Source organism: Arthrobacter subterraneus (genome assembly GCF_900099735.1).
Classification (GTDB): domain Bacteria; phylum Actinomycetota; class Actinomycetes; order Actinomycetales; family Micrococcaceae; genus Arthrobacter_D; species Arthrobacter_D subterraneus.
The window spans coordinates 169,984-193,867 of sequence record NZ_FNDT01000002.1; the positions used below are offsets into that span (position 1 = coordinate 169,984).

Annotated in this window: 22 protein-coding genes; 15 read left to right on the forward strand and 7 right to left on the reverse strand. The window is 66.6% G+C overall.

What is annotated here, in order from left to right; translation table 11 throughout:
* Together BLS52_RS04030 and BLS52_RS04035 are read right to left on the reverse strand one after the other, a co-directional pair.
* Positions 1 to 261, reverse strand: a complete 261-nt coding sequence (locus BLS52_RS04030) for a hypothetical protein (RefSeq protein ID WP_400582621.1) — start codon at positions 259 to 261, stop codon at positions 1 to 3.
* Positions 258 to 716 (reverse strand): DUF3099 domain-containing protein, encoded by a 459-nt coding sequence (locus tag BLS52_RS04035; protein WP_090584623.1) that lies wholly within the window; start codon positions 714 to 716, stop codon positions 258 to 260. Before BLS52_RS04035 ends, BLS52_RS04030 begins: the two co-directional genes overlap by 4 nt.
* Before the next feature lie 91 nt (positions 717 to 807).
* Between BLS52_RS04035 and BLS52_RS04040 the strand changes: the two genes are divergently transcribed.
* On the forward strand, positions 808 to 1,551 hold the full coding sequence (locus tag BLS52_RS04040) for a beta-ketoacyl-ACP reductase (protein WP_051470316.1): 744 nt from the start codon (positions 808 to 810) through the stop codon (positions 1,549 to 1,551).
* Between the two features lie 60 nt (positions 1,552 to 1,611).
* Positions 1,612 to 2,355 carry an SDR family oxidoreductase gene (locus BLS52_RS04045; protein ID WP_026543616.1) on the forward strand — a complete coding sequence of 248 codons (744 nt, stop codon included), beginning with the start codon at positions 1,612 to 1,614 and terminating at the stop codon, positions 2,353 to 2,355.
* A 36-nt stretch (positions 2,356 to 2,391) separates the two neighbouring features.
* Here the strand turns inward: BLS52_RS04045 and serB are convergent, their stop codons facing one another.
* Positions 2,392 to 3,273, reverse strand: a complete 882-nt coding sequence (gene serB / locus BLS52_RS04050) for a phosphoserine phosphatase SerB (protein WP_425425021.1) — start codon at positions 3,271 to 3,273, stop codon at positions 2,392 to 2,394.
* A 156-nt stretch (positions 3,274 to 3,429) separates the two neighbouring features.
* On the opposite strand from serB, the gene BLS52_RS04055 reads away from it, so the two are divergent.
* The 5 genes from BLS52_RS04055 to lplAB all read left to right on the forward strand — a co-directional run bounded on the left by BLS52_RS04055 (position 3,430) and on the right by lplAB (position 7,371).
* Positions 3,430 to 4,215 (forward strand): ABC transporter ATP-binding protein, encoded by a 786-nt coding sequence (locus BLS52_RS04055; protein WP_026543615.1) that lies wholly within the window; start codon positions 3,430 to 3,432, stop codon positions 4,213 to 4,215.
* Positions 4,216 to 4,233: 18 nt separating this feature from the next.
* A complete protein-coding gene (locus tag BLS52_RS04060; protein WP_026543614.1) occupies positions 4,234 to 5,010 on the forward strand; it encodes a sulfite exporter TauE/SafE family protein in 777 nt (258 codons plus the stop codon).
* Positions 5,011 to 5,823 (forward strand): TrmH family RNA methyltransferase, encoded by an 813-nt coding sequence (locus BLS52_RS04065; RefSeq protein WP_026543613.1) that lies wholly within the window; start codon positions 5,011 to 5,013, stop codon positions 5,821 to 5,823.
* Positions 5,824 to 5,946: 123 nt separating this feature from the next.
* Entirely contained in the window at positions 5,947 to 6,201 is a 255-nt protein-coding gene (locus tag BLS52_RS04070; protein WP_026543612.1) for a type B 50S ribosomal protein L31, read from the forward strand.
* 96 nt (positions 6,202 to 6,297) lie between these two features.
* Positions 6,298 to 7,371, forward strand: coding sequence for a lipoate-protein ligase LplAB (gene lplAB / locus BLS52_RS04075; protein ID WP_090584624.1), 1,074 nt, complete (start codon positions 6,298 to 6,300; stop codon positions 7,369 to 7,371).
* On the opposite strand, the gene pepN is transcribed toward lplAB, so the two are convergent.
* Positions 7,356 to 9,980 (reverse strand): aminopeptidase N, encoded by a 2,625-nt coding sequence (gene pepN / locus BLS52_RS04080; RefSeq protein ID WP_090584626.1) that lies wholly within the window; start codon positions 9,978 to 9,980, stop codon positions 7,356 to 7,358. The genes lplAB and pepN overlap by 16 nt on opposite strands.
* Positions 9,981 to 10,097: 117 nt before the next feature.
* Here pepN and BLS52_RS04085 point away from each other — a divergent pair, with 117 nt between their 5' ends.
* Genes BLS52_RS04085 through BLS52_RS04095 form a run of 3 tightly spaced genes read left to right on the forward strand, consistent with a single transcriptional unit; the run spans position 10,098 to position 13,460 of the window.
* Positions 10,098 to 11,693: a circularly permuted type 2 ATP-grasp protein gene (locus BLS52_RS04085; protein ID WP_026543609.1), complete on the forward strand. Its 1,596-nt coding sequence runs from the start codon at positions 10,098 to 10,100 to the stop codon at positions 11,691 to 11,693.
* Positions 11,686 to 12,612 carry an alpha-E domain-containing protein gene (locus BLS52_RS04090; protein WP_090584628.1) on the forward strand — a complete coding sequence of 309 codons (927 nt, stop codon included), beginning with the start codon at positions 11,686 to 11,688 and terminating at the stop codon, positions 12,610 to 12,612. The genes BLS52_RS04085 and BLS52_RS04090 overlap by 8 nt, the downstream gene beginning before the upstream one ends.
* On the forward strand, positions 12,609 to 13,460 hold the full coding sequence (locus tag BLS52_RS04095) for a transglutaminase family protein (protein WP_026543607.1): 852 nt from the start codon (positions 12,609 to 12,611) through the stop codon (positions 13,458 to 13,460). Before BLS52_RS04090 ends, BLS52_RS04095 begins: the two co-directional genes overlap by 4 nt.
* 44 nt (positions 13,461 to 13,504) lie before the next feature.
* Here BLS52_RS04095 and glgC read toward each other — a convergent pair whose 3' ends face one another.
* Positions 13,505 to 14,746: a glucose-1-phosphate adenylyltransferase gene (glgC, locus tag BLS52_RS04100; RefSeq protein ID WP_035777360.1), complete on the reverse strand. Its 1,242-nt coding sequence runs from the start codon at positions 14,744 to 14,746 to the stop codon at positions 13,505 to 13,507.
* 85 nt (positions 14,747 to 14,831) lie between these two features.
* On the opposite strand from glgC, the gene glgA reads away from it, so the two are divergent.
* Positions 14,832 to 16,025, forward strand: coding sequence for a glycogen synthase (gene glgA, locus BLS52_RS04105; protein ID WP_090584630.1), 1,194 nt, complete (start codon positions 14,832 to 14,834; stop codon positions 16,023 to 16,025).
* Here glgA and BLS52_RS04110 read toward each other — a convergent pair.
* The gene (locus tag BLS52_RS04110; RefSeq protein ID WP_090584632.1) at positions 16,022 to 18,109 is read right to left on the reverse strand and encodes an acyl-CoA dehydrogenase family protein; all 2,088 of its coding nucleotides are present in this window, start codon (positions 18,107 to 18,109) and stop codon (positions 16,022 to 16,024) included. The two genes, glgA and BLS52_RS04110, sit on opposite strands and share 4 nt — an antisense overlap.
* Positions 18,106 to 18,825, reverse strand: coding sequence for a TetR/AcrR family transcriptional regulator (locus tag BLS52_RS04115; RefSeq protein WP_173400887.1), 720 nt, complete (start codon positions 18,823 to 18,825; stop codon positions 18,106 to 18,108). Before BLS52_RS04115 ends, BLS52_RS04110 begins: the two co-directional genes overlap by 4 nt.
* Positions 18,826 to 18,963: 138 nt before the next feature.
* Here BLS52_RS04115 and BLS52_RS04120 point away from each other — a divergent pair, with 138 nt between their 5' ends.
* The 4 genes from BLS52_RS04120 (at position 18,964) to BLS52_RS04135 (ending at position 23,876) form a co-directional block, all read left to right on the forward strand.
* Positions 18,964 to 20,304 carry an acetyl-CoA C-acetyltransferase gene (locus BLS52_RS04120; protein WP_090584635.1) on the forward strand — a complete coding sequence of 447 codons (1,341 nt, stop codon included), beginning with the start codon at positions 18,964 to 18,966 and terminating at the stop codon, positions 20,302 to 20,304.
* A 2-nt stretch (positions 20,305 to 20,306) separates the two neighbouring features.
* The gene (locus tag BLS52_RS04125) at positions 20,307 to 21,647 is read left to right on the forward strand and encodes a 3-oxoacyl-ACP reductase (protein WP_090584637.1); all 1,341 of its coding nucleotides are present in this window, start codon (positions 20,307 to 20,309) and stop codon (positions 21,645 to 21,647) included.
* A complete protein-coding gene (locus BLS52_RS04130; RefSeq protein ID WP_090584639.1) occupies positions 21,647 to 22,552 on the forward strand; it encodes a MaoC family dehydratase in 906 nt (301 codons plus the stop codon). The genes BLS52_RS04125 and BLS52_RS04130 overlap by 1 nt, the downstream gene beginning before the upstream one ends.
* Before the next feature lie 85 nt (positions 22,553 to 22,637).
* Entirely contained in the window at positions 22,638 to 23,876 is a 1,239-nt protein-coding gene (locus BLS52_RS04135) for a kynureninase (protein ID WP_090584847.1), read from the forward strand.
* Positions 23,877 to 23,884 lie beyond the last annotated feature (8 nt).

Below are 23,884 nucleotides of genomic sequence, written 5' to 3' on the forward strand. Positions count from 1 at the left end.
TCACGGTGCGGCCGGACTGCCTTCCAGCGGCAGCGTCTGCTTCCATAACCCCCGCGTGGTCAGATACTCCTGGAGCCACTCACGGTGCTCGGAGCAGGCCAGCCACACCTTCCGGCGTTCCGGTGTATGGATGCGGGGGTTGTTCCAGAGGAGCTGCCAGGACGCGCTCTGCCGGCAGGCCTTCCGGGAACACACGGGGGCACCGGGTTCGCCCGCTGCGGGGGAGGGCTTTGCACCCGGGAGCTGATCGAAAATGCTCACGCCGCTCCTTCCTTCCTGCCGGTTTCCGTATCCGAATGCGTACCCGTATCCGGTTGCCCACCCTGTTCCTCGACGATTTCGCCCTGGAGCGTGACTGGTTCCCCTGCCTGGGCAGCGCCGGGGGCCGGCGCCTCGAGTTCGGGCGCAGGTGCGCGGTCCAGCAGAGAGTCGCTGTGCGCGAGGTTACTGGTGTCGCTTCCGCCGTTTGCGATGATCACCGCAAAGTAGGGCAGGAAAACGGCCCCGGCAATCATGACCCACTGCAGCCAGCCCTCCACCACGAACACCAGGATCAGGCACACCATCCGGATACCCATGGATACGGAGTACTTGATCATCCGCTGGCGCATCTCATCACTGTGCGCCTCGCGGGCATCACTGATGTTATGGATTTCCGGGCGGCGCTTTGACTGATGGCTCAGCTTGATCATCACACTCCAAGGGGACTCTTCCATTGTCTCACTCCGTCAGCCGTTGTTAAAGTTCCCGCCCTCGCCGCTAGGATCGTACGGATGCAGGCACCGCTGACTGACGAAAGGACCCTCCATGCAGGAAAACACCGCCGCTGGAACGCCAGAACAGAAGACCGGGCGAAGCGTCCTGGTGACGGGCGGCAACCGCGGGATCGGGCTGGCCATCGCGCAGTCCTTCCTCGCCAACGGCGACCGGGTAGCCATCACCCACCGCAGCGGTGACGTTCCGCCCGGCATGCTCGGGGTGAAGGCTGACGTCACGGACACCGCGCAGATCGATGCTGCGTTCGCGGAGGTCGAGGAGGCGCACGGGCCGGTGGAGGTGCTCATTGCCAACGCCGGTATCACGCGGGACACCCTCCTGCTGCGCATGAGCGAGTCGGACTTCACCGACGTGGTCGACACCAACCTCACCGGTGCATTCCGCGTCATCAAGCGCGCCAGCAGGGGAATGATCCGCCTGCGCAAGGGACGCATCGTGCTCATTTCCTCCGTTTCCGGTCTCTACGGCGCACCGGGCCAGATCAACTACTCCGCCTCGAAGGCGGGCCTGGTGGGTATTGCCCGGTCACTCACCCGTGAACTCGGATCGCGGGGGATCACCTGCAACGTCGTCGCACCCGGCTTCATCAACACGGACATGACGGCCGCCCTCCCGGCTGAAACCCAGCAGAACTACCTCTCCTCGATTCCGGCGGGACGGTTCGCCGAGTCGGATGAAGTGGCCAACGTGGTCCGCTGGGTCGCCAGCGATGAGGCGGCGTATATCTCTGGCGCGGTCATCCCCGTTGACGGCGGCCTCGGAATGGGCCACTGACGCAGAGCAATTCACCGACCTACCCCAGCAGGACCAACAGAATCAAGGAGACACCCACCCATGGGCGCACTGGACAGCACAACGGCAATCGTCACGGGATCATCCCGCGGAATCGGCGCGGAGGTGGCGCGGCTGCTCGCTGAGCAGGGTGCCGCCGTCGTCGTCAATTACCGGCAGAAGGCGCCGCGGGCCAAGAAGGTGGTCTCCGGTATCGAAGCAGCCGGCGGCCGGGCCGTTGCGGTGGGCGCCGACCTGACCTCACCGGACGGCGCGCAGGCACTGGTCGATGCTGCCGTGCAGAATTTCGGCGGGCTCAACCTGCTGGTCCTCAACGCCTCCGGCGGCATGGAGACCGGTCTGGGCGAGGACTACGCGCTCAAGCTCAACCGCGACGCCCAGGTGGGCATGCTCCAGGCGGCACTTGAGGTGATGCCGGTCGGATCCAGGGTTGTGTTCGTCACCAGCCACCAGGCCCACTTCATCAATTCAGTGGCCACCATGGACGCGTATGAGCCCGTTGCACGCAGCAAGCGCGCCGGTGAGGACGCACTCCGGGACCTGATTCCCGCCCTGACCGAACGCGGCATCAGCTTCGTGGTTGTTTCAGGGGACATGATCGAGGGCACGGTCACCGCCACGCTGCTGGACCGTGCTGCTCCCGGCGCCATCGAGGCCAGGAGGCAGGAAGCCGGCCGGCTCTACTCGGTGGAGGAGTTCGCGGCGGAAATCGTTGCCATGGCCACGGCGGACGTCCCCACCGGCCACACCGAGTACGTCGGCGGCGCGGAGCACTTCACCCGCTAGCGACACCATCCGGGCCGCTGCGGTCCCCGCAGCGGCCTACAGCCGCACGAAGTGGCGCACAACGTCCAGGTACGGGAAGTTCACCGCCACGTCGGCGGCGGCACGCACGGCGGGCTTGGCGTTGAAGGCGACGCCAAGCCCTGCCGCGGCCAGCATGTCGAGGTCGTTGGCGCCATCGCCCACAGCGATCGTGCGCTCCAGGGGAATCCCGGCCGCTTCAGACCACGCGCGCAGGCAGCGCTCCTTCTCCGCACGGTCCACCACCGGACCGATCACCGACCCGGTGAGCGTGCCCGCATCCACGCCGAGTTCGTTGGCTTTGGCATGCGTCAGGTTCAGCCGCGCCGCGAGCGGCTCCAGGATCTGGCTGAAACCCCCGGACACAACCGCAACCACGTGGCCCGCCTCCAGGAACGCCTCGATCAGATGTTCCGCTCCCTCGCTCAGTTCGATCCGTGTTCCCACATCCTCGATCACGCCTTCAGCCAGGCCCGCCAGCACGGCCACCCGGGCATGCAGGCTCTGCGCGAAGTCGAGTTCGCCGCGCATGGCCGACTCCGTGACGGCGGCAACCTCCGCTTCGCGGCCTGCATGGGCGGCGAGAAGCTCGATCACCTCCTGCTTGATCAGGGTGGAATCCACGTCCATGATCAGCAGCTTGGTTCCCTCGCCGAGCAGCGCCGGCGGCACCACCGCGATCCCCGTACCGTCCGAGGCCAGCGGAGCGACCGCCGTCCGCAGCGTGTCGATCCCGTGGTCGGTACTGACGGTCAGCCCGGCGACCTGGTACCTGCCGGAATCGCTCCGGCTTTCACCGACGACGACGGCGCCGGTCTCCTGCAGTGCCCGGCGCACCTTCGCCGAGTGGGAATCCTCCAGGCGGGTGCCGAAGCTGACAACCCTGTACATCTCCGTCACGTGCCTGCGGCCTTTCCTCGATCCGACTCCTCACCAGCCATTATGGTGCCCGCCGCAGCCGCCGTGAAACGGGTGGGCGATCCCCGGCGGACCCCCTTGCGCACGCTGGCGTTTCATTTAACGTTCCGGGCCGCTCTTGGCCTAGTGTCTACTCTCATGAGTGATGTTCTTGAACTCTCCGGGGTGAGCCTTGTCCGCGGCGGAAAGGCGCTGCTGGACGACATCGACTGGCAGGTCCGGGAAGGTGAGCGCTGGGTCATAATGGGCCCCAACGGCGCCGGGAAGACCACTCTGCTGCAGATTGCCGGTGCCCGGATCCACCCCACGCGGGGCGTTGCGGGCATCCTCGACGAGGTGCTCGGCGCCGTTGACGTCTTCGAACTGCGTCCGCGGATCGGCCTGGCCTCCGCCTCTCTGGCAGCACAGATCCCCGAACATGAAACAGTCCTCAACGTTGTGGTGACGGCCTCCTACGGAGTTACCGGCCGCTGGCGCGAACAGTACGAGAAGCTCGACGAACGCCGGGCGTTCAACCTGCTCCACAACTGGGGCGTCTCCACCATGCTGAACAGACCGTTCGCGTCGCTGAGCGAGGGCGAACGCAAGCGGGTCCAGATTGCGCGTGCCCTCATGGCGGATCCGGAACTCCTGCTGCTTGACGAGCCGGCGGCGGGCCTGGACCTCGCGGGCCGCGAGGACCTGGTTGCCCGCCTGAGCGAACTCGCCGCCGATGAGGACTCGCCGGCCATCGTCCTGGTGACGCACCACCTTGAGGAGGTGCCGCCCGGGTTCACCCACGCGATGCTGCTGCGCGACGGCGCGGTAGTCGCCGCAGGCCCCATCGATGACGTGCTGGTGGCGGAGCACCTGAGCCAGGCCTTCGACCTCCCGCTCGAGGTCACCCGGCGCGACGGCCGGTACAGCGCCGTCGCGCGGTCCTAGCGCAGCGGCAGCACCAACGTGGACCTGTTGCGCGATGCGCTGATTCTGCTCGGCGGTCTCTGGGCAGGGACCATCAACACAATCGTGGGATCGGGAACGCTTGTGACGTTCCCCATCCTGGTGGCACTGGGATACGCCCCTGTGACCGCCACCATCAGTAACGCCATGGGGCTGGTGGCCGGAAATGTGTCCGGGGCGTGGGGCTACCGCGAAGAACTGAAGGGCAACGGCCGCACGCTGGCGCGGCTCCTGCCCGCTTCACTGCTCGGCGGGATTCTCGGGGCGGCACTCCTGCTGAACCTTCCGGAAACGGTCTTCGAGGTGGTGGCGCCCTTCCTGATCGTCGTGGCCCTCGGCTTCGTGATCTTCCAGCCCCGGCTGCAGCGCTGGGTGCGGCGCCGCGCCGAGGCGAAACCGCCCACGCGTTCCCATCCGCTGGCCCTGACCCTGCTCGTGTTCCTGGCCGGCGTCTACGGGGGATACTTCGTCGCGGCGCAGGGAATCCTGCTGGTCGGCATCCTGGGGGTGTTCCTCCATGGCACCATGCAGGCAGCCAACGCAATGAAGAACGTACTCGTCCTCGGCGTGAACCTCATCGCGGCCGTCTCCTACATGATCTTCGCGTTCGACAGGATCGAGTGGTGGGTGGTCCTGCTCATCGCCGTCGGTTCCCTGATCGGCGGTGTCATCGGGTCGAAGGTCGGGCGGCGGCTTTCCCCCGTCGTACTGCGGAGCGTCATTGTGGTCCTCGGACTGGTGGCGTTGTACGTGATGATCGCGCGGCTGGTGAGCTAGGTGGCCCTGGAACGGCTCAGCGATGCCGCAGACCCGCGCGTCAGCGATTACACCGGCCTCACCGACACGCAGCTGCGCAGGCGCCGGGAACCTGCGGAGGGGCTCTACATCGCCGAGAGCACCAAGGTCCTCCGACGGGCCATCGACGCCGGCCACACGCCGCGGTCCTTCTTCCTGACCGACAAATGGCTGCCGGACCTTGAAGACATCCTTGCCCGGTTCCCCGGGGTTCCGGCATATGTCGGGTCGGAGGCTGTCCTGGAGGAGATCACCGGTTTCCACCTCCACCGCGGAGCGCTCGCCGCGATGAACCGGCCGGCACCCCTCGATCTGGGGGAGGTCCTCAGGGACGCCCGCCGCGTTGCGGTCCTCGAGGACATGGTCGACCACACAAACCTCGGAGCGGTCTTCCGGTCAGCGGCGGCACTCGGGATCGACGCCGTCCTGGTGACGCCGCGCTGCGCCGACCCCCTCTATCGGAGGGCGATCCGGGTGAGCATGGGCACCGTCTTCCAGGTCCCGTGGGTGCGGCTGGAATCCTGGCCCGCGGCCATCGGCACGCTGCGCAGTTCCGGTTTCCTGGTGGCGGCGCTGGCGCTTGGCCCCGGCTCGATCGAGCTACAGGAGCTGTCCCGGCGCAATCACGACCGCCTTGCCCTCATTCTGGGCACCGAAGGTGAGGGCCTGTCGCCGCAGACGGTCCAACAGGCCGACGTCGCTGTCCGTATTCCGATGAACGCCGCCGTCGACTCGCTCAACGTCGCCGCGGCGGGCGCCGTCGCCTTCTGGGAATGCCGGGCGGGTACACGCTGACGGGGCCGCGCTGCTTTCGCGGATCCCGCGCCCGTGCGGTAGAGTTGGTTGCTGGCCCACGGGCCCCTAACTTTCAAACCACCGGTGTCTGGCAAAATCCAGGCAACAACAGAAGGTACCGCCATGAAGTCTGATATTCACCCCAAGTACGCAGCGGTCGTTTTCCGCGATCTCGCTTCCGAGAAGTCTTTCCTGACCCGCTCCACCGTGACCTCTGACAAGACGGTTGAATGGGAAGACGGCAACACCTACCCGCTGGTAGAGGTGGAAATCTCTTCTGAGTCGCACCCGTTCTACACCGGCAAGCAGCGCATCATGGACTCCGCCGGCCGCGTTGAGCGCTTCAACCAGCGCTTCAAGGGCTTCGGCAAGAAGTAAGGCGTCCCGAATATTATTGCTGGGCCCGAACCGGAATTTCCGGTTCGGGCCCAGTGGTTTAACGGGGTGTACAGCGGACGGGGCGTCAGGAGAGCCATGGAACGGGCGGCACGGCGGGAATATCACGGGGAATTCAAGGTGGCGGGCGGCAAACTCGTTGTCGCAGACCTCGGCGTTGCCGACGGCCGGTTCAGCGGTGTGTCCATCAATGGCGACTTCTTCCTGGAACCGGATGAGGCCCTTGACGACATCAACGCCGCTCTTGAGGGTCGGCCCATCGGGACGCCGCACGGGGAACTGGCAACTGCAGTCCGTCAGCGGCTCCGGCCGGACGCCGAAATGTTCGGCTTCTCCCCGGAGGCGGTAGCTACCGCCGTCCGTCGGGCCGTCGGGATGGCCTCCTCCTGGGCCGACCACCAGTGGGAGATCATCGGCCCGACCCCGCTTCCGACGGCGATGCACGTCGCCATGGATGAGGTGCTGACCCGCGAGGTGGGCGCCGGGCGGCGGAACCCCACCCTTCGCTTCTGGGAGTGGGAGAGCCCTTCGGTGGTCATCGGCAGCTTCCAGTCCATGCGCAACGAGGTGGACAGCGATGCGGTCCGGCGTCACGGCGTCAGCGTGGTGCGCCGCATCAGCGGTGGCGGAACCATGTTCATGGAGCACGGAAACGCCATCACCTACTCCCTGTACGTTCCACAGTCCCTGGTTGACGGCCTGAGCTTTGCGGATTCCTACCCCTTCCTCGACGACTGGGTGATGGAGGGGCTCAGGAAGCTCGGCATCACCGCCTGGTACCAGCCCCTCAACGACATCGCGACCGACGTCGGAAAAATCGGCGGCGCAGCCCAGAAGCGGCTGGGCAACGGGGGCATGCTCCACCACGTGACCATGTCCTACGACATCGACGCGGACAAGATGCTAGAGGTCCTGAGGATCGGCCGGGAGAAACTCTCGGACAAGGGGATCAGGAGCGCCAAAAAGCGGGTTGACCCGCTGCGCCGGCAGACCGGACTGCCACGCGAGGAGATCATCCGCGTCCTGAGCGACACCTTCCGCGAGCGGTACCAGGCGGTGGACGGAACGCTGCACCCGGCGGAGGTGTCCGCGGCGCAGGTCCTGGTGGAGGAGAAGTTCGGTACAGCGGACTGGCTCTATCGCGTGCCCTGATCCTGCAACGCCGCAGCCTGCGCCCGCAGCGCACGCACCAGGTGGTCGCGCTCCTCCAGCACGATCCGCCGCAGCGACTGCGGTGCGTCAGCGTGACCGGCGAGCCACGAGTCGGTCAGCACGACGACGGGATGGTCCCGTGGCGCCTCGTCCGCACCGAGGTCATGGTCTCCCGGATAGAGTCCGCGCACAATCCTTGCCGACATTTCGATCGGCAGCTCACGCCACACCCGGTCGATCTCCTCGAAGTACGGGCGCACATACGGCTCGCGAAGCTCGACGGGACCTTCCCGGAAACCGGCGATCGTGGCGCTGAGCAGCTCGTTGGACAGCCGGTCCCCGAAGACGATCTCCTTCCAGGCCCTGGCCTTGACCGCTGCATCCGGGACCGCAGTGCAGGCCGTGGTGAAACCGACACGGCCTGCTGCCGTCCGGTCCCGCTGGAGGGCAGCCTCCAGTTCATCGGCGGTCGCAAGGTTCTGCGCTGCGAGCCCCTGCCACAGCTGCCAGGCCAGCTCATCGTCGACGGCCAGTCCCTCAAGGGACCGGCTCCCGTCCAGCAGCCCACGCAGCAGCGGAGCGGGGGTGGGTGTTTTCCTGGCCACGGCAGCCGTTGCGCGGGCCCAGAGCAGCTGGTGGTCGGATCCCGGTTGAGCGCTCTTCAGGCCGCGTTCGAGGAATGCCGCAAACCGTTCGCGAAGCGCCGGCCGGGTCACCCGGGGCGCATAGCGCTCGATCGCGTGGCCCGCGTTCTGGAGCAGCTGCTGGAGGATCCCCACCACGGTTTCGGCCTGGGCCGCGCGTTCCGCCGCTGCCACGTAATCCTCGGCGCTCAGCAGGGCGTCCCGGGTCGAGGACCAGAGCGCAGCCAGGCACACCGCCCGCGCCAGCGGTTCCTCGATCCGGTCCACAGACGCCAGAAGTGTTGCGACGGATCGCTCGTCGAAGACGAGCCGTGCGTAGGTGAGGTCGTCGTCGTTGATCAGGAGCAGATCCGGTTGCGGGACTCCGGCCAGCGCGCGAATGGCCGTGTGTTCGCCGTCCACCAGGGCACTGTGTGAGGACGTGCGCAGCAGTCTCCCGTTCGCGTCGAGGGAGTACAGACCGAGCCGGACGCTGTGCGGGCGCGGTGCCGATTCCTGGGTTCCCGGGTCCACCGCCCGCTGGGTGATTGTCACGGAGGTGTAGGCGCCGTCGTCGTCGGTTTCCACCTCGGCCGCGAGCTGCGGCACTCCGGAGGTCTGCAGCCATCGGCGTGCCCAGTCCGACATGTCCCGTCCCGAGGCAGTGCTCAGGGCGCCCAGGAAATCCTCCAGCGTCGTATTGGAGTAGGCGTGGTCGCGGAAGTAGGCCTGCGCAGCGGCAGCGAACGCGTCGAAGCCCGCGTACGCAACGAGCTGCTTCAGCACCGACGCGCCCTTCGCGTAGGTGATGCCGTCGAAGTTCAGTTTCGCTGCCTCAAGATCAACGATGTCCGCAACGATCGGGTGGGTGGAAGGCAGCTGGTCCTGCAGGTAGGCCCACGCCTTCCGGCGCGTGGCGAAGGTGACCCACGACGACGGCGAATCCAGTGCCTCCGCCACGGCGAGGGCGCCCATGAAGTCCGCGAAGGATTCCTTCAGCCACAGGTCATCCCACCACGTCATGGTCACGAGGTCACCGAACCACATGTGCGCCATCTCGTGCATGATCGTGTTGTCCCGGGCCTCGTACTGCGCCTGCGTGGCCCGCGACTGGAACACGTAGGACTCGGTGAAGGTCACCAGGCCCGGGTTCTCCATGGCTCCGAGGTTGTACTCGGGAACAAAGGCCTGATCGTACTTGCCGAACGGGTAGGGGTAGCGGAACAGGTCGTGGAAATACGTCAGTCCCCGCCGGGTGCTGTCAAAGATGCGCTCCGCGTCAAGGTGCTTGGCGAGGGACCGGCGGCAGTAGAGCGACAGCGGCACGGTCAGGACCTCGCCGTCGCCGACGATTCCGGTCCACTCGTCGGCCACGGTGGCGTACGGGCCGGCAAGCACGGTGGTGATGTAGGTCGAGATCCGCCGGGTGGGTTCGAAGTGCCAGGTGACGGAGCCGTCGTCGTGCCGGTCCCTGCTGCTTTCCGCTCCGTTGGAGGCAACGGTCCACGATTCCGGGGCGCGGACGTGGAACGTGAAGGTTGCCTTGAGGTCGGGCTGCTCGAAGCAGGCGAAGACGCGGCGCGCGTCGGCAGGTTCGTACTGGGTGTAGAGGTAGGTTGCGCCGTCCGCAGGATCCTCGAACCGGTGCAATCCTTCACCGCTGCGGCTGAAGAGGGCGGTGCCGTCCACGGTGACGGAATTATGCTCGGCGAGGCCGGGGAGCCGGATGCGTGCGCCGTCGACAACCACCGCCGGTTCCAGGGCGGTCCCGTTGAGGTTAACGGTCCCCACCTCCGGGGAAATGAAGTCCAGGAACGTGTCTGTGCCGGGTGCCGGGGAGGTGAACGTGATGACCGTCCGTGAGGGAAACCCGATGCTCGCGCTGTCTTCGGCGGTGCGCAGATCAAGTGTGACGTCGTAGCTGGCGACGCTGATGGCTGCTGACCGGGCCGCCGCTTCATCGCGGCGCAGATTCTCGTTGTGCACCGGCTCATTCAATCATGGTCCACGGCAGCCGCTGCGGGGGCAGGTCTGTGCGGCGTGCTCCCACCGGCGGCCGTGCCGGGGTAGGTGTTCGGGCCTGATGCATGGCAATGTGGACCCATGTCCGAGCTCTTTGAAGACTACGCATCCGTGGCCCGCCGAACAGTCGCCTACGACGAAATGTTCGACGCCGCCAATCACCCCCGGGCGGAGTACCGGCCCGTTGCGGCGGCCCTGGACGAGCTCAACCTCGCCGACGTGACCGCCCGCGCGGATTCGATGGCGCGGACCTTCCTTGACCGTGGGGTGACCTTCGACTTTGCAGGGGAGGAGCGGCCCTTCCCGCTCGATATCGTCCCGCGCGTCATCGCGGGCTCGGACTGGGATGTCCTCGAACGCGGTGTCTCGCAGCGGGTCCGGGCGCTCGAAGCGTTCCTGAATGACATCTACGACAAGATGACCGTCGTCAGCGACGGCGTCATTCCCCGGCGTCTGATCACCTCGTCCGCGCACTTCCACCGCGAGGTGGCTGGGTTCGACCCGGCCGGCGGGGTGCGCGTGCACATTTCCGGCATCGATGTGGTGCGCGACGACGAGGGCACCTTCCGCGTACTCGAAGACAATGTGCGGGTTCCCAGCGGCGTCAGCTACGTGCTTGAGAACCGGCGAGCCATGGCGAAGGGCCTGCCCGAGGCCTTCGGGCAACAGCACATCCGCCCGGTCGAGGAGTACCCACGCCGGCTGCTCGCCGCCCTGCGGAAAACCGCGCCGCCCGGTGTGGAGGATCCCACCGTCGTCGTCCTCACGCCGGGAGTCTTCAACTCGGCCTACTTCGAACACACTCTCCTGGCCGGGCTGATGGGAGTTGAGCTCGTCGAGGGGCGGGACCTCATCTGCCGCGGCAACCGGGTCTACATGCGCACCACCGCGGGTGAGCAGCGCGTCGATGTGATCTACAAGCGCATCGATGATGAGTTCCTCGACCCCCTGCAGTTCCGGGCGGACTCCGTCCTGGGCTGCCCCGGCCTGGTCAATGCGGCGCGAGCGGGCATGGTGACCATCGCCAACGCCGTCGGCAACGGCGTCGCCGACGACAAGCTGGTGTACACCTACGTTCCTGACCTGATCCGCTACTACCTCAGCGAGGAACCGATCATCGCCAACGTCGACACGTTCCGTCTGGAGGAGCCGGCGGCGCGCGAGGAGGTCCTCGACCGCCTGGACGAGCTCGTGGTGAAGCCGGTGGACGGATCCGGCGGCAAGGGCCTGGTCATCGGCCCGGACGCATCGGCGGAGGAACTCGCTGCCCTTCGGGCCCGGGTTCTCGCCGACCCCCGCGGCTGGATTGCGCAGCCGGTACTGCAGCTGTCCACCGTACCCACCATGTCCGGCGGCCAGTTCAGCCCGCGTCACGTGGACCTGCGCCCCTTCGCCGTGAACGACGGCGAGAACGTCTGGGTGCTTCCTGGAGGGCTGACCCGGGTGGCCATGAAGGAAGGCTCGCTGATCGTCAATTCCAGCCAGGGCGGCGGGTCGAAGGACACCTGGGTGGTGGACGGCCAGTCGGACAGCGCACCCGCGGCCCCTGCGGCGGCGCCGCTGCACGAGCGCGTCAGTGTCTGGCCGGTCGAGACCGGCCGGCAGGACCGCCAGCCCGAGCAACAGCAGCAACAGCACGCGGGAGAGCAAGAAGGAGAGGTGCCGGCAGATGCTTAGCCGAATTGCGGAGTCCCTGTTCTGGATCGGCCGGTATGTTGAGCGCGCCGACGGCACGGCACGGATCCTGGACGTTCACCTTGAGCGCCTGAACCAGATGCCCCGTCCCGTCCAGCGCGACGTGTCCCGCCAGCTCCTCGGCGTCATGGGCAGCCGTCCCGAGTCTGAAGACTTCGGCCTGCCCGAACTCCTTGAGGCGCTGGCGTTCGACCGCAGCAGCGCCACCTCCATTGCCGGCGCTCTCGGGGCCGCCCGGGAAAACGCGCGGCGTGCCCGTGAGACCGTGTCCGGGAGCGTCTGGGAGGGGCTGAACACCACGTGGTACGGACTGACGCAGCACCGGAAGGACGTCGTCGGAACGTACCGCTTCTGCCACTGGGTGATCGAACGCACGGCCATGGTGCGCGGTCTTTCCGACACCACCATGAGCCACGATGAGAGCTGGCAGTTCCTGGTTCTGGGACGCAGCCTGGAACGGGCAGACATGACCGCCCGGATGCTCTCCACCCGGGACGTCCACGCCTCCGGCCTGTCCTGGGTGAACATGCTCCGCTGCGCCGGCGCCTACGAGTCCTTCCTCCGTACACGACGGGCTTCCTTCGGGGAACAGCATGCGGCGAAGTTCCTCTTGCTGGACAGGCTCTTCCCGCGCTCGATCGTCTATGCCCTGAGCGACGCCGAGAAATGCCTGACGAACCTCAATCCCGCCTACCAGAGGGTCGGCTTCATCAATGATGCCAGCCGGATTGTCGGCCAGGCCCGCACCTTCCTCGAATTCCACCAGACAGATGACTTGATGCTGGAGCTGCCCGAACATATGGAACGAGTCCAGAAGGCGTGTGCACGAGCCTCCGATGCTGTCTCACGCACCTACTTCTCCCAGGAAGCGGAGCTGTCCTGGGTTGGGGAGGTCTCATGACCCGCCTGCTGATCGACCACCGCACAGGGTACGACTACCTGCGCCGCGTGTCCCTGTCCTACAACGAGGCGCGCATGACGCCGCTGACCGATTCGCAGCAGGTCGTGCTCGAGTCCACGATCAGCCTGAATCCGTCGAGCGCCTCCATGGCGACGTACCGCGATTACTGGGGAACCCGCGTCACCTCGTTCGATGTGCAGGTCCCTCACGACCGGCTCGAGGTGTCCGCCCGGACCCTCGTCGAGGTGAGCCGCACCGAACGGATCCCGTCGCCGGAAGAGGTGGTGGGCTGGGAGCAGCTGCGGTCCGACGACGTCCTGAACGACTACGCGGACTGGCTTTCGGACACCCATTTGACGGCACCGAACGAGGAAATCCGTGAACTCGTGAAGGGCGTCGTCGGCAACCAGGACCCCCACTCCGCCGCGCACGGCATCTTCGACTGGCTCAAGGAGGAAATGCAGTACGTCCAGGGGGTCACCGGGGTGCAGTCCAACGCGCGCGACGCGTGGGCCGAACGCCAGGGCGTGTGCCAGGATCTCGCTCACGTCGCGATCGGCGCACTGCGGAGCCTCGGAATTCCGGCCCGCTACATCTCGGGTTACCTTCACCCCCGCCGGACGGCGGGCGTGGGCGAGGCGGTGGCCGGCCAGTCACACGCCTGGGTGGAATGGTGGGACGGCGAGTGGCGGGGCTGGGATCCGACCAACAGCGGTCCGGTGAGCGACTTTCATGTGTCCGTGGCCCGGGGCCGCGACTACCGCGATGTCTCGCCGCTGAAGGGCATCCTTTCGGGCGGCGGCGGATCAACCCTGAACGTGACGGTGGAAATCACCCGCGTAGCGTAACGGGCAGCCGCCTATCCGGCGGCTGCCCCGCGGGTGGAAACCCGCTACTCCTGGACGATCTGGCCCTTGCTGAGGATGGTGAGTCCGGAGTCCGTCACCGTGAAGCCCCGGCTGAGGTCCATCTCCCGGTCGACGCCGATCTTCGCTCCCGGCGGGATGTGGACGTTCTTGTCGATGATCGCCTTGCGGACCACCGCCCCCGCACCGATGGTCACATGATCGAGCAGGACGGATCCGGACACGTCCGCGCCCTCGTCAACGAAGACATCCGTAGCGAGGACGGACCCCTGCACCGCGCCGCCCGAAATGACGACGCCGTTGGACACGATCGAGTCATGGGCGACGCCCGAGACGCCGGTGGCGCTGCGTACGAACTTGGCGGGCGGGGAAATGCTCTGCCGGGTATAAATGGGCCATTCGAGGTTGTACAGGTTGAACAGCGGCAGCGGCGTGATGAGGTCCATGTTGGCGTCGTAATAGGAATCCAGGGTGCCGACGTCGCGCCAGTACTGGCTGTCCCGCTCGGTGGATCCGGGGATTTCATTGGTGGTGAAGTCGTAGACGGCCGCATCTCCGCGCTCCACGAAGTGCGGGATGATGTCCCCGCCCATATCGTGTTTGGTGTTCAGCCGTGCCGCGTCGATCTCAAGCGCCTCAATGAGCGCGTCGGTGTTGAACACGTAATTGCCCATCGACGCCAGGAAGCTGTCCGGGTCATCGGGCAGCCCGGGCGTGGTTGACGGCTTCTCGACGAATGCCGAGATGCGCCCCGGGTTTGCCTGGTCCACCTCGATGACGCCGAACTGGTCGGCAAGGTGCAGCGGCTGGCGCACCGCAGCGACACTCACCGACGCGCCGCTCCTGATGTGCTCCTGCACCATCTGTTCGAAATCCATGCGGTACACGTGATCGGCCCCTACGACCACCACGATGTCCGGATGGGCATCATGAATCAGGTTGAGGGACTGGTAGATGGCGTTGGCGCTGCCCAGGAACCAGCTCTTGCCGCGGCGCTGCTGGGCCGGGACTGAGGCGATGTACTGCTGAAGCTGGGTGGACATCCGCCAGGTCTCGGAGATGTGGCGGTCCAGGCTGTGGGATTTGTACTGGGTGAGCACCACGATCTGCAGATAGCCGGAGTTCACCACATTGGACAGGGCGAAGTCGATCAGGCGGTAGCTTCCTGCGAACGGGACCGCGGGTTTCGCCCGGTCCGCTGTGAGCGGCATGAGCCGCTTTCCTTCGCCGCCTGCCAGTACCACCGCGAGCACTTTTTTGACTGCCACGGTTCATCCCCTTCCGCTCGTCCTTGAGTATGACCTCGTTCGACTCACACTAGAGGACTGGCCCCGCCTGCACTACGTTGGAAACGTGCGAATAGACATTGTGACAAAAGAGTTCCCGCCGGAGATCTATGGGGGCGCAGGTGTTCACGTCGCGGAACTGGCCCGCGTGCTTGCCGGGCGTGTCGATCTGGGCGTCCACTGCTTCGGTGCGCCGCGGGAGGCTGACTACCATGGCGCCCGGGTGAGCACCTATGGCGTACCCCAGAACCTTGCCGATGCCAACGCGGCGGTCCAGACCCTGGGTACGGATCTGTCCATACTGCAGGGCATCGCCGGCGCCGATCTGGTGCACTCGCACACCTGGTACGCCAACATGGCCGGCCATCTCGCCTCCCTCCTGCACGGCATCCCGCACGTCCTCAGCGCGCACAGCCTGGAGCCGCTTCGCCCCTGGAAGGCCGAGCAGCTCGGCGGCGGCTATGCGCTGTCGTCCTGGGTCGAGAAAACGGCCTACGAGGCGGCAGCGGCTGTCATCGCCGTATCGGACGGAATGCGCCAGGATATTCTGCGCTGCTATCCGGATGTTGATCCTGCACGGGTCCAGGTGGTCCACAACGGTGTCGACACCGAAGCGTGGGCCCCGGACCGCAATGACGACGCCGTCCGCGCACTGGGAATCGACCCGGACCGTCCCAGCGTCGTATTCGTCGGCCGCAACACGCGTCAGAAGGGCGTCCCGTACCTGCTGCGCGCTGCGGCGAAGATCCCGTCGGACGTCCAGCTGGTGCTTTGCCTGGGCGCCGCTGACACGCCGGAACTCGCGGCTGAAACCGCGCGGCTGATCGATGACCTTGAAGCCCGGCGCGGATCAGTGATCCTCATCGAACGGATGCTCCCGCGGCACGAGCTGATCCAGATTCTCAGTACCGCCACGGTCTTCGCGTGCCCCTCCATCTACGAGCCGCTGGGCATTGTGAACCTTGAGGCCATGGCGTGCGGGGCGGCCGTCGTCGCAAGCGCAACCGGCGGAATCCCCGAAGTGGTCGAGGACGGTGTGACCGGCACCCTCGTTCCTTTGGAACAGGTGCAGGACGGTACGGGCACGCCGCTGGATCCGGAGGGATTTGTGAACGATTTCGCGGAGGCCGTCAACGCCCTGGTCGCCGACCCAGAGCGCGCCCGCTCCATGGGAAAACGCGGGCGTACCCGGGCCGAGGAGCACTTCTCGTGGGACTCGATCGCGGAGTCCACCCTGAATGTCTACCGTTCGGTTCTCTAGCTCCTGCCCGCCTTCCGGGCGATAAGGGTCTTCTCGTCCAGCGGCGCGTCGGGGCTCGCCCGCAGGATCCGCGCATATTCCCGCGATTCGTCCTGCCGCCTGCGCTCGGCGCCGGTGGCGATGGCGGCGCGCAGGTGGTCGGGACCGTAGCCGAACGCGTCAACCAGGTCGACGGCGTGCGGGCGAAGCTTCAGCAGCAGCCGGTTGATGTAGGGGCCGAGCGTCCGGGCGCGCTGGGCGGAGAGCCGGCCGTTCATCAGATACCACCCGAGATTGTCTTCGATGAGGCACAAGCCGAAGAGGTCGCGCAGCCACGTGAGCACCTGCCGGGTGCCCGGATCCCCGGTTCGGGGAAGGGCCGCTGTGAACGCTTCCCACTGCAGGAGTTCGGCGTGCGCGCGGGCCGCCTGGATGAGTTCCTGCTGGTGCTGGTTGAAGACGGCGGCTGCCTGCGCCGGGGGAAGCCTGCGCGCGCCCCGGAGAGCGGCGGCCAGTTCGCCCACCATGGTGTCCACACGTCCGCAGAGAAGCTCGTGCTGCGTTCCCTCGTCGCGCAGCGCAATCGCTGACTTTCGCTCCGACCCGGTGTCGACGACGGTCTGGAGCACCCGGCGAAGACCGGTCCTGTGGAGTGTCCGGTCTGCAGCCTGGGTGGCGACGAAGCGGGCGAGGACACCGAAATCAACCCCCTGGAACTCCTTGGCGTAGTCGGCGAGCAGCCGCTTGGCCACCAGCTGCAGCAGGACGTTGTTGTCGCCCTCGAAGGTGGTGTAGACGTCAAGGTCAGCGCGCAGGGACGTATACCTGTTCTCGGTGAGGAAACCGGCACCGCCGCTGGCTTCCCTACACTCCTGGAGAGTGTCGAGGGCGTGCCAGGTGGACAGCGGCTTCAGCGCCGCGGCAAGAGTCTCGAGGTCCTGCCGGTCCTCGTCGCTGGCATGCTCACCGGAGAAGACGCCGTCGAACTTGGTGAGCAGCTCCTCATGGGCGAAGGATGCGGCATAGGTGGTTGCAAGGCGGGGAAGGAGCCTGCGCTGGTGGAGCTGGTAGTCGAGGAGTACCTCTTCGGACAGTTCCGACCCTGTGGTGAACTGACGGCGCTCCACCGAATACTGGATGGCGGTCTTGAGGGCCAGTTTGCTGGCAGCCACGGCGGCGCCGTCGAGCGAAACCCTGCCCTGGACGAGAGTGCCCAGCATCGTGAAGAACCGGCGGCCGGGCGATTCGATCGGGGAGGTGTAGGTGCCGTCCTCGCTGACGCTTCCATACCGGTCGAGCAGGTGAGCGCGGGGTACCCGCACATGGGTGAAGTGCAGCCGTCCGTTGTCGATGCCGTTCAGTCCGCCTTTAAGCCCGTCGTCCTCCCCTCCGATACCCTCAAGGAAGTTCCCTGCGTCGTCCCGCAGCGGCACGTACAGCGCATGCACGCCGTGGTTCACCCCGCGCGTGATCAACTGTGCGAAGACAACTGCTGCCTTCCCATCGATGGCTGCGTTGCCGATGTAGTCCTTCCAGGCGGCACGGAACGGCGTGTGCAGGACAAACTCGTTGGTCTCCGGCTGGAAGGTGGCGGTGGTGGCGATGCTCGATACATCCGACCCATGGCCCGTCTCCGTCATGGCAAAGCAGCCCGGGATGTCCATGTTCATGATGCCCGGTAGCCACCGGCTGTGGTGCTCCTCGGTGCCCAGGTGGAGAACCGCTGCTCCGAACAGTCCCCACTGGACACCTGCCTTGATCTGGAGGGAAGGATCAGCGACCACCAGTTCCTCGAAGCCGGCGATATTCCCGCCGTGATCGTCCGATCCGCCCAGCCCGCTCGGGAACGCACGGTGCACAGCCTTGTTCCGCACGAGCAGGTGAAGCTGGTCGAGGCAGCGCGCGCGGTGCTCTGCGGAGGTGGCCCCCTCTACCTTGTGCAGGGCCGGGTCGGCGGCGAGCGCGCGGGCGGTTCGCCGGGAGTCCGCCCAGCGGCCGAGCAACTGCTCGCCGAGGGCCGCAACATTGACAACAGCGGCGTCGTCGTCGTGGATGGGGAGCGTCGCGGGAACCGGGAATTCCGGACGCGTGGCGGTCTGGGTCATGATTCGTCCTTCAAGGGTGGGTTACGGCGTGGGGTACGGACAGCAGAAGCGTGCGGCACGGCCGCCACAATGCCGTCGAAGAGCCAGGTGGTGATGGAATCGGCAAGGTCGGCTTCGCTGGGTCGGTGGGGCCCGGGGGGTATGGACAGCCACTGTTCGCCGGCGGCACGGACCATACCGATTGCCGCGCGTGGCCACAGAGCGAGCGGCTGCGGAATCGTCGTCGCCGGCTGCTCCGCAAGGTAATCGACCATGGGGCTGGCCAGCATGGCGGAGATGGCGTCGAAGAAGGAACTCAGCGTCGGAGAGCCCTCCAGCGCGGAGCCGGACTCCGGTGCCGGCTGCGTCACGAACACATAGACGTTCGGTGAGGATTCAGCCATCTGAAGATAGGCCGACACCATGGCCCGCAGGCCTTCCCGGGGGGTGGCGGCGTTCCTGGCCGCCTCAATCAGCTGCTCCTGCATTCGGCTGACCACTTCATCGCCCATGGCGCGCTGCAACCCGGCCTTGTCCCCGAAATACCGGTAGAACACCGATTTGGACGTATCAGCGGCCGAGGCGATCTCCTCCATCGAGGCACCCGGTCCGATCCGGTGCACGGCCTTGCGGGCAGTCCTGATGAGCGCTGCGCGTCGGGCCTCGCGATGCTTTGACCACCTGCTGGACCGCCCGTCGACGGCACCGGCACCGGCGGGTGCAATAAGCTGATTCACGATACCCAGCGTATCAGGTACGCTGGGTATCGATAACACTCGAGTCCTGACGTCCTCCTGGTCGTGAGGCCCCTCGGATTCCCGAATTTTCAACCGCATGCCCCGACCCCGCATGTACGCCCCACCCAAGGAGCAGCAATGAACTCACTTCCCAGCGAGCAGAACCCCACCCCGGAAAGCGGCGCAGGCGCCGTTGGGAAGCCGCGTGCCGCCGTCGTCATCGGTGGTAACCGCATCCCATTTGCCCGTTCCGGTGGGTCGTACGCCTATTCCTCGAACCAGGACATGCTGACCGCAGCCCTCGACGGCCTCGTCGCGCGCTTCGGACTGCAGGGGGATCGGATTGGAGAAGTCGCTGCCGGTGCTGTCCTGAAACACTCGCGCGACTTCAATCTGACCCGTGAAGCCGTGCTCGGATCGGCATTGGCAGCTGACACACCGGCCTACGATGTGCAGCAGGCCTGCGCCACCGGACTCGAGACGGTGATCGGCCTCTCCAACAAGATCAAGCTCGGTCAGATCGAGTCGGGAATTGCCGGTGGAGTTGATTCCGCTTCGGACGCCCCGGTGGCGGTCAGTGAGGGTCTGCGGCGCGTACTGCTGGACTTCTCACGGGCGCGGACAACCTCCCAGAAGCTTGCAGCACTCCGGAAGCTTCGCCCGGCTGACCTTTCGCCGGACGCGCCTTCCACGGCGGAGCCGCGTACCGGCCTGTCGATGGGGGAGCATCAGGCCATCACCACCGCCCGCTGGAACATCACGCGCCAGGCACAGGACGAGTTGTCCCTCGCAAGCCACGTCAGGATGGCGGAGGCTTATGACCGAGGCTTCTTCGATGACCTCGTCACGCCCTTCCGGGGAGTATCGCGGGACAGCAACCTGCGGCCTGACACATCGCTGTCGAAGCTGGGGTCGCTGAAGCCGGTATTCGGCCGCAACCTGGCGGATGAAGCCACCATGACCGCCGGCAACTCCACGCCGCTGACGGACGGCGCAGCCGTGGTGCTGCTCGGCTCCGAAGAGTACGCCCGGGAGAACAACCTGCCCATGCTGGCCAATGTGGTGGATGCCGAAGCGGCGGCCGTTGACTTCGTCCATGGCAAGGAAGGCCTGCTGATGGCGCCGGTCTATGCCATGCCGCGCCTGCTGCAGCGGAACAACATGACCTTTGACGATTTCGACTTCTTCGAGATCCACGAGGCCTTCGCAGGGACCGTCCTGGCGAGCCTCGCTGCCTGGGAAGACGATGATTTCTGCCGTAAGCAGCTCGGACTCCCGGGTGCCCTCGGAACGGTGGACCGCAGCAAGCTGAATGTGAACGGCTCATCCCTTGCGGCCGGGCACCCCTTCGCGGCGACCGGCGCGCGCATCGTTGCATCGCTGGCGAAGTCCCTGGCGGAAAAGGGGTCGGGGCGCGGGCTTATCTCGGTCTGCGCGGCCGGCGGGCAGGGCGTCGTCGCGATCCTGGAGGCGCGCTGATCATGGCTGACACCTACCTCAAGCTCGTCAACGCACAGCCGTTGGACAGGGTTGCGAAAGCAGCAGGGCTTCCCCGTCCCGTTCCGCTCCGACGGTACGTTTCCGGCGAGCCGCTGGTCCCGGGCCCCGTTCTGGTCCTGGGCAGTTCGCCTGGAACGCAGGCCGTGGCGTCGATCCTCCTCGAATGGAACCTCGACGTCCGGCGGCATCTGCGGCCGAAGGAGAAGTTCGGGGCAGCCGTCGTCATCCTCGACGAGCTGAGGGACCCGGCTCAGCTGTCGGGTGCTTTTCTCGAGCTTGGATCGGTGCTGCGCCAGCTCCGGCCGGGGGGCCGCGTCATCACCATCTCGAGGCCCACCGCCGGTGCCACGGCGCCGCAGACAGCTGCGGCCCGGCATGCTGTGGACGGCGCCCTGCGGAGTCTGGCCAAAGAACTGCGGGGCGGTGCGACCGCCAATGGAATCCTCCTCGGGGATGACGTACAGACGGATGCGTCCGGTGTGGGCGCGGCTCTGGAGTTCCTGCTCTCGGGCAAGAGCGCCTACGTTGACGGGCAGTTCATCACCATCGGCACCTCTGCCGGTACGCAGGCACGGCGCCGGTCTGCTCCGCTCGCGGGACGTACGGCAGTGGTCACCGGTGCCGCGCGCGGGATCGGCGCGGAAATTGTCCGCGTGCTACACCGGGACGGCGCGCACATCATCGCCGTTGACGTGCCGGCCGCCGGAGAACAGCTCGCTGCGGTTGCCAACGGCGTCGGCGGCACTGCGCTGCAGGTGGACGTCACGGCTCCTGACGCCGCCGGGCGTATTCTCCGGCATGCTGCAACCCGTTACGGATCTCTCGACATCATGGTGCACAATGCCGGCATCACCCGCGACCGTCTGCTGGCCAACATGGATCCGGCGCGGTGGAACTCGGTCCTGGCTGTGAATCTCGAGTCCCAACTGCGCATCAACGAGGAACTCCTTGCATCCGGTGACTTCAGCAGTGCCGGGAGCATCGTGTGCCTCGCCTCCACCAGCGGCATCGCAGGCAACCGCGGGCAGACCAACTATGCCGCCTCGAAGGCCGGAGTAATTGGAATGGTCAGGGCCACGGCGGATGCGCTCGGCGGCTCCGCGCGTTCGATCAACGCAGTCGCTCCCGGATTCATCGAGACCGACATGACCGCGAAGATCCCGTTCGCTACCCGGGAAGTGGCGCGCCGGCTCAGCAGCCTCCAGCAGGGCGGTCTGCCGGTTGATGTGGCTGAAGCGGTCGCCTTCCTCGCCTCCGCGGGCAGTGCCGGAGTCAACGGTCAGGTGCTGCGGGTGTGCGGCCAAAACCTGGTCGGTGCCTGATGGAGCAGCTGTTGCACGCCCCGCCCCGGCTCACCGCCCTGTACGCCGCTGCGCTGGCGCGCTCAGCGAAGCCCGGACGCAGCCGGGAAGCCGGCAGCCTCCGGTTGCCGACTGACCGCCACCGGCTTGACGGGGTGACTGCCGTTCCGGAGAAGGTCCGGGAGTTCCAGCACCTGATGCGCAGTCCGCAGACCGCGTTCCTTCCGTCCGGGTATCTCCATATCGTCGCGTTTCCCGTGGCTGTGAGCGTTCTCGCCCGGCCTGATTTTCCCTTGCCGCTGCTCGGGATGATCCACCTTAGGAACGAGGTGCAGCACCTCCGCCCCGTCCCGACGGACGCCCGCCTGAGCGTGGTCGCGGGGGTCGAGAACCTGCGGCCGCACCGGAGCGGCACCCAGGTGGACGTGGTGGTGGAGGTGGAAGCCGCGGGTGTACCTGTCTGGACGGGCAGGTCAACCTATCTGGCCAAGGGCATCCAGGCGTCCAGCACCCTATCGGCCCCCTCGACACCGGCCGAACCCGGGCGGGACGAGGGCCTGCCCGCCTTTCCCACGGGGGAGTGGTCGCTGTCCGCGGACACCGGCAGGCGTTATGCGGCGGTGTCCGGCGACTACAACCCCATTCACCTGGGTGTCCCCTCCGCGCGGCTACTTGGCATGAAGCGCCCGATTGCGCACGGGATGTATCTGGCGTCGCGGATGGTGGCCGAGGCCGGGCCGGGGGAGGACGCCGGTTTCCGATGGACCGTGGAGTTCCGGACCCCGGTCCCCTTGCCGTCGAAGATCCTGCTGTCTGCCCAGGTGGACAGGTCTGATTCGGCGAAGTGGCACGGAGCCGAGGTGGTCGCGTGGGATCCACGCCGCCGTCGAGCCCATTTCGTGGGACGCCTCGAAGCCCTCGGATAGTCCCATGGCCGCGGAATAGTCGCACGGCCGCCAGCCTGTGCGTCGGGGTGAAAATAACGGCGTGGTGCCCACCTACACTGATCTCATGAATGACGATTCCCGGCTCGCCGCTGCCCGCCGTCTTGATGCCGAGGATCCGCTCGCACCATACCGGCTTCTGTTCGAAGGGCACGACGACGACGCCATCACGGCCTACCTGGACGGCAACTCCCTTGGGCGCCCGCTCAGCGCAACCATCGGGCGCCTGACCGCTTTTGTCCGGGACCAGTGGGGTGGGCGGCTCATCCGCGGCTGGGACGAGGACTGGCTGCAGCTCCCGCAGCAGGTGGGGGACAGGATCGGCAGGATCACCCTGGGCGCCGGCCCCGGGCAGTGCGTGGTTGCCGATTCCACGAGCGTGCTCCTCTACAAGGTCATCCGGGCAGCGCTCGCGCTGCGGCCAGAACGCTCCGAGATCGTCATCGAACGCGACAACTTCCCCACTGACCGGTTTATCGTCGAGGGCATTGCAGCCGACCGCGGCCTGTCGGTGCGCTGGGTGGAGGCCGACCACGACGCCGGCCCTACTCCGGAGGGGGTGAGCCGCGTGCTCAGCCGGGACACCGCCGTCGTCGTCCTCAGCCATGTCGCCTACCGTTCCGCTCACATCGCGGACATGGAGGCAATCACGCGGCAGGTGCATGACGCCGGAGCACTCATCGTGTGGGACCTGAGCCACTCGGTCGGGTCGGTTCCGGTGCACCTGGACGCGTGCGGCGCCGACTTCGCGGTGGGCTGCAGCTACAAATACCTCAACGGCGGCCCAGGGGCCCCAGCGTGGGCCTATGTCGCGCAGCGGCACCAGACCGACCTTTCGCAGCCCATCCAGGGCTGGCTGGGAAGTGCGGATCCATTTGGGATGGGCTCGGGCTACCAGCCCGCGGAGGGGATCCGCCGCATGGTTTCCGGTACACCGCCGATCCTCGGGATGCTCGCCCTGCAGGACATGCTCGACGTTCTCGAAGACGCCGGTATGGACGCTGTCCGGGCGAAGTCGGTCAGGCTCACCTCCTTCGCCGTCGACACGGTCGAGGAACTGATGGGTTCCTACGGGGTGACGATTGCCTCACCCCGCGATCCCGACCAGCGCGGCAGTCACCTGACGATCGACCACCCTGAGTTCCGCACAATGCTCTCCGACCTCTGGAACGACGGCGTTATCCCGGACTTCCGCAATCCAGACGGCCTTCGTCTCGGGCTGTCTCCGCTGTCCACATCGTTCGAGGAAACATTCATCGGAATCCGTGCCATCGCCGAAAAGCTCCAGGCGAACCTCCTCGATTGAACTCCTGG